This is a genomic window from Leptospira ryugenii (assembly GCF_003114855.1).
Taxonomy (GTDB): Bacteria; Spirochaetota; Leptospiria; order Leptospirales; family Leptospiraceae; genus Leptospira_A; species Leptospira_A ryugenii.
The window spans coordinates 1-4,226 of the sequence record NZ_BFBB01000014.1; the positions used below are offsets into that span (position 1 = coordinate 1).

5 protein-coding genes are annotated in these 4,226 nt (G+C 33.3%); all 5 read right to left on the bottom strand.

The window, feature by feature from the left end; translation table 11 throughout:
- Positions 1-1,145 precede the first annotated feature (1,145 nt).
- A complete protein-coding gene (locus tag DI060_RS18695; RefSeq protein WP_108978534.1) occupies positions 1,146-1,682 on the bottom strand; it encodes a hypothetical protein in 537 nt (178 codons plus the stop codon).
- The gene (locus DI060_RS18700; RefSeq protein WP_108978535.1) at positions 1,672-2,259 is read right to left on the bottom strand and encodes a hypothetical protein; all 588 of its coding nucleotides are present in this window, start codon (positions 2,257-2,259) and stop codon (positions 1,672-1,674) included. The genes DI060_RS18695 and DI060_RS18700 overlap by 11 nt, the downstream gene beginning before the upstream one ends.
- A 187-nt stretch (positions 2,260-2,446) precedes the next feature.
- Complete coding sequence (locus DI060_RS18705; RefSeq protein ID WP_108978536.1) at positions 2,447-3,202, bottom strand: hypothetical protein; 756 nt, start codon at positions 3,200-3,202, stop codon at positions 2,447-2,449.
- A 224-nt stretch (positions 3,203-3,426) separates the two neighbouring features.
- Positions 3,427-3,744, bottom strand: coding sequence for a helix-turn-helix domain-containing protein (locus DI060_RS18710; protein ID WP_002975201.1), 318 nt, complete (start codon positions 3,742-3,744; stop codon positions 3,427-3,429).
- Positions 3,710-4,087: a type II toxin-antitoxin system RelE/ParE family toxin gene (locus DI060_RS18715; protein ID WP_108978537.1), complete on the bottom strand. Its 378-nt coding sequence runs from the start codon at positions 4,085-4,087 to the stop codon at positions 3,710-3,712. Before DI060_RS18715 ends, DI060_RS18710 begins: the two co-directional genes overlap by 35 nt.
- Between the last annotated feature and the right edge of the window lie 139 nt (positions 4,088-4,226).

Genomic DNA, 4,226 nt, shown 5'->3' on the forward strand with positions numbered 1-4,226 from the left:
TACAAAAGTGTTACCCATGTCTTGCTACAAAAGTGTTACCCATGTCCTGAGTCATACTTTTTAGGTTTTGCGTATAACGAACTAGGCTACACGACGTTGTCCGTAGCTGAGCCTCGCAGAGGCGTTAGCGTCGGCGCGACTTCTTGCATCGCAAGAAGCGTGACGGAGGACAATGTGCCTTTAGGCCGAGCGAGGGCGAAAGTCCCGAGCGGAGCGTGTCAGCCGCAGTTATACGACGTTACGCAATCAACAATTTTAGTCTAACTGGTCAATGCATTTCCCTGATTTTAGTCTCGGTAGTACAAAATTAATTCTTTTTATTTCAACTAAAATTTCATCTAATTTAAATTCGTCGTCATTATTCCATTTAATATTTTCATTCGGTTTATTATAACAAAATTCGATTTCTTGTTTAAAGAATGAATTTAAATTCTTGTAAAGAATAATCGAGGAAGATGATCCTAATCCTCCTTCATCAATAAATTTAGTTTTTAGAAGGCTTTGTTTATTCGGTGAATATATGTAATTTTCTTCAATATGATCTTTATTCTTGTATTCTTGATGTAGATAATCTGTGATAAACAGACCAATTGTTAGAATGAAAAGTATCAATATATAAAAAATTAGAACTGATTTTCCGAAGGTATTAAATTTAAATCTGACTAAGGATATTAGATATATAATTAATAGAAATAAAATGAAATATACATTTATATGATTTTCATTAACTAGAAATAATGGGCTTAAAAATAAAAGGGTTAGCTTGAACAAATCATTGTCATTTCTTTGTCCGAGGAAAGTAGGAACCGATATAGAAAGAAGAAATGCAAAACTACAAAGTAATCTTAGATTCACTACCGTTATATATTGGGAACTTAGTGATAATAATGAACTGAAAGCTAGTAGGGAAATTGAAGCAATCGCGATGATTCTCATTTTTTATTTATTAGTTCAATTTTGCGTAATGTCGTATAACGAACTAGGCTACACGACGTTGTCCGTAGCTGAGCCTGCTGAGCAGGCGTTAGCGTCGGCGCGTCTTCTTGCAGAGCAAGAAGCGTGACGGAGGACAATGTGCCTTTAGGCCGAGCGAGGGCAATTGTCCCGAGCGGAGCGTGTCAGCCGCAGTTATGCGCCGTAGCAGATTATATTCCGTTAGCAGCTTCGCGAGTAATTGTTTTAATAAAAGTATGAAATTCATCGTCTTTAGAATAGGAGAATACTTTCGGAAGATATAATATACATTTTTCTATATTATAATCGATTCGAGAATAAGATTCGCGTATTAAATGTCCGCTTTGATCCCGTAGTTTCAAAGTGACGCCTATTGAAATATTTTGATAAGATGGATAAATGAAAAAAGTTAATGAGTTGATAAAATCATTGATTTTATTATTGTTTTCATGGATATTTAAAAAAATTTCTAGAACATAATCATTTTTGCTAGATTTTGTATCGAAACGTTCCAAATCCAATGATTTAATTATTAAATTGCTAAATAATAAATATTCATCATCATCAAGGGAATAAATTCGTTGATTTATTTTAGATTCGATAATTACCACAGGAAAAATAGTTAATTGTGATTCTAAGTTTCCTATTGATGTAGATCTCGTATATTTATGATCTACGCTATTGCAATTATTTACGAGAATGAAGAGAAATATTAATTTATATTTCATTTAATAAGGTGACAGTTTTCTCTGAAATTTCAGTTAGATATTCAAAAGTATAAAGTTTATAGGATTCTTTTCGAATTAAATTATTGTATCTAAAATAATTTTTAGTACCTGGAATATCAAAATGTGCAAGATTTTCCCATGGCACGGAAATGTTTTCGTTAATAGAAATTGATTCTTCCTTTATTAAAGCAGAATCTCTAAAAAACATTATACTTAATTGAATGGAAGTGGTTTCGGATATTTCTTTCCCTTCAAATGTTCTATAGGCACCTAAAGTAAAAATTTGTAATAGAAATCCACTTAAACTATTTTTCTTAATTCTTTCAATTTTTTTGAAGAGGAATTTAATAAATATGCCTGGAGTTTTTTGTTTTTGGAAATTTGGGAACACATCTAAATTTTTATATTGTTCAGAAATATTTTCACTGATCTTGGATAAAAAAATATTTTCAATGAGACTTTCATTGGGAATATCAATTGCACTTAGATCTACTTCGATATTTATTATTTCCTTAGCATAAATGTTAACATTTAGGAAAATTAAAGCAGTTATTATTAAATTGTGTTTCTTGATCATATTTTTGCTATGGCGCATAACGAACTAGGCTACACGACGTTGTCCGTAGCTGAGCCTCGAAGAGGCGTTAGCGTCGGCGCGTCTTCTTGCAAAGCAAGAAGCGTGACGGAGGACAATGTGCCTTTAGGCCGAGCGAGGGCGACAGTCCCGAGCGGAGCGTGTCAGCCGCAGTTATGCGCTGTGTTTTTTAGCTTTGACCTATTTGCCTTGAAATTTCATTTATTGCCACGATCGAAGTATGTAATAAATCTTGTGCTTCATCAATATCGTAAAATTTTTCCGGATGTTGGGTCGGATTACGATAATTTTTTCTTATGTTATCTAAATGATCAATTAAGCTCTGGCTTGGCTTTGGTTTCTTTTTATTTTTTAGTTTTTCAACCATCGGTCCCCACATCGGTTTTTGCAATCTATTAGTTTTTACATAGTGAAAATAAAGTTGTTTTACCATTTCTTCTACAGCTCTCATTATGTGGAAAGCAGATGAAGTTCCTAAATTTAAGGCGATACATTGACATGCAAAATTAAAATCATTTTGTGCATTAATTGTCAATTTTTGCCAGGTATCTTTTGCAAGTAATGACTTCGAATCTTCTAGCAGCACGGTTACTTCAAAACGCTTGCTTGTTAGTAAGTATACTTTTTTTAACTGTAGTTCGGAATCAAGCGCTGGATCTGCTTTTTTTATTAGATTTTCTAATTCAGTAGCAATTTCTTCACTAATAATTGACTCCTCGTCAATATGTGACAATTTCTCCATAATTTCTTCTAGAGGTTCTATGATAATTTGTGAAGTTACGGGAAGTGAATATTTTTTTCTTTCCTTCAGATGATCTGCGATTCGTCTTGTGACATTTTTAACTTTCTTTTTTGTTATATTTTCAGTAAAAATACGATAGTTATATCCGAATCGATAGTAGCTATAAATGCTTTGCTCTTTCATTTGTTTTTAATTATACTTTGTAAATTGTTCTTAAGAATTTTAAAACATAGCGCATAACGAACTAGGCTACACGACGTTGTCCGTAGCTGAGCCTCGCAGAGGCGTTAGCGTCGGCGCGCCTTCTTGCGGCGCAAGAAGCGTGACGGAGGACAATGTGCCTTTAGGCCGAGCGAGGGCGACAGTCCCGAGCGGAGCGTGTCAGCCGCAGTTATACGACGTGTGGCTTATACACTAGCTAAAGTTTTCTTTCCCTTCTTGATAACAATCTCTCCACCTAAAGTGTGGATTAATTTTGAAAGAACAAGTAGGGTAGGGTTGTCTTGTTTCCCACTTCTAATTTCTTGAATTACAGTGCTAGAAACATTTGCTTTTTTAGAAAGTTCTCTTACAGAAACTTTTTGAGATTCCATTAATTCAATTAAAGTTTCAGAAAGATTGAGAGCATCATATTCCTTTTCAAATTTAGCTTTGAAGGATTTATCTTTCATCAAACGATCAAATGTAGATTTAGTAGTAGATGCCTTTTTTACTTCTTGTTTCATAATCTTCCCTTCTTTTGATTGCTCTAATTTTTTCGTTTTTCGGTAATTTATCAGTTTTTTTGACAAAAGCGTTAGTAATTATAATTTTCTTTCCTTTAACAAAAAAGCAAAGAAATCTGTGTGGAATAGGTTTGAAAGCGAATAAAGAATCACCTTCAAAATTGAATTTAGTTTTATCTTTGATTTCTCCAAAATCAGCAAATCTTTTGAACAAAACCAAAGTTTTAATTTTTAAATCATCAGGTAGTTCATTGAAATATTCTAAAACATCGGATTTATCTTTTTCGTCAAAATACCATTCAATAGTGAATTTTTCGCCTTTATAAGCTGTAAATTCTTTCACTTTTTATGTGTAACGGAATAACGCTACAGTATCAATACTTTTTTTATTTTCTTTAACCCAAATTTTTAGTTTTCAATGACTTTTGCCACATGTCGTATAACGAAAAGGCTACACGACGTTGTCCGTAGCTGAGCCTCTG

Excerpts from the sequence above, each read along its gene's own strand:
- DI060_RS18705 (WP_108978536.1), bottom strand. The coding sequence starts at position 3,202 with ATGAAAGAGCAAAGCATTTATAGCTACTATCGATTCGGATATAACTAT.
- DI060_RS18710 (WP_002975201.1), bottom strand. The coding sequence starts at position 3,744 with ATGAAACAAGAAGTAAAAAAGGCATCTACTACTAAATCTACATTTGAT.
- DI060_RS18700 (WP_108978535.1), bottom strand. The coding sequence starts at position 2,259 with ATGATCAAGAAACACAATTTAATAATAACTGCTTTAATTTTCCTAAAT.
- DI060_RS18695 (WP_108978534.1), bottom strand. The coding sequence starts at position 1,682 with ATGAAATATAAATTAATATTTCTCTTCATTCTCGTAAATAATTGCAAT.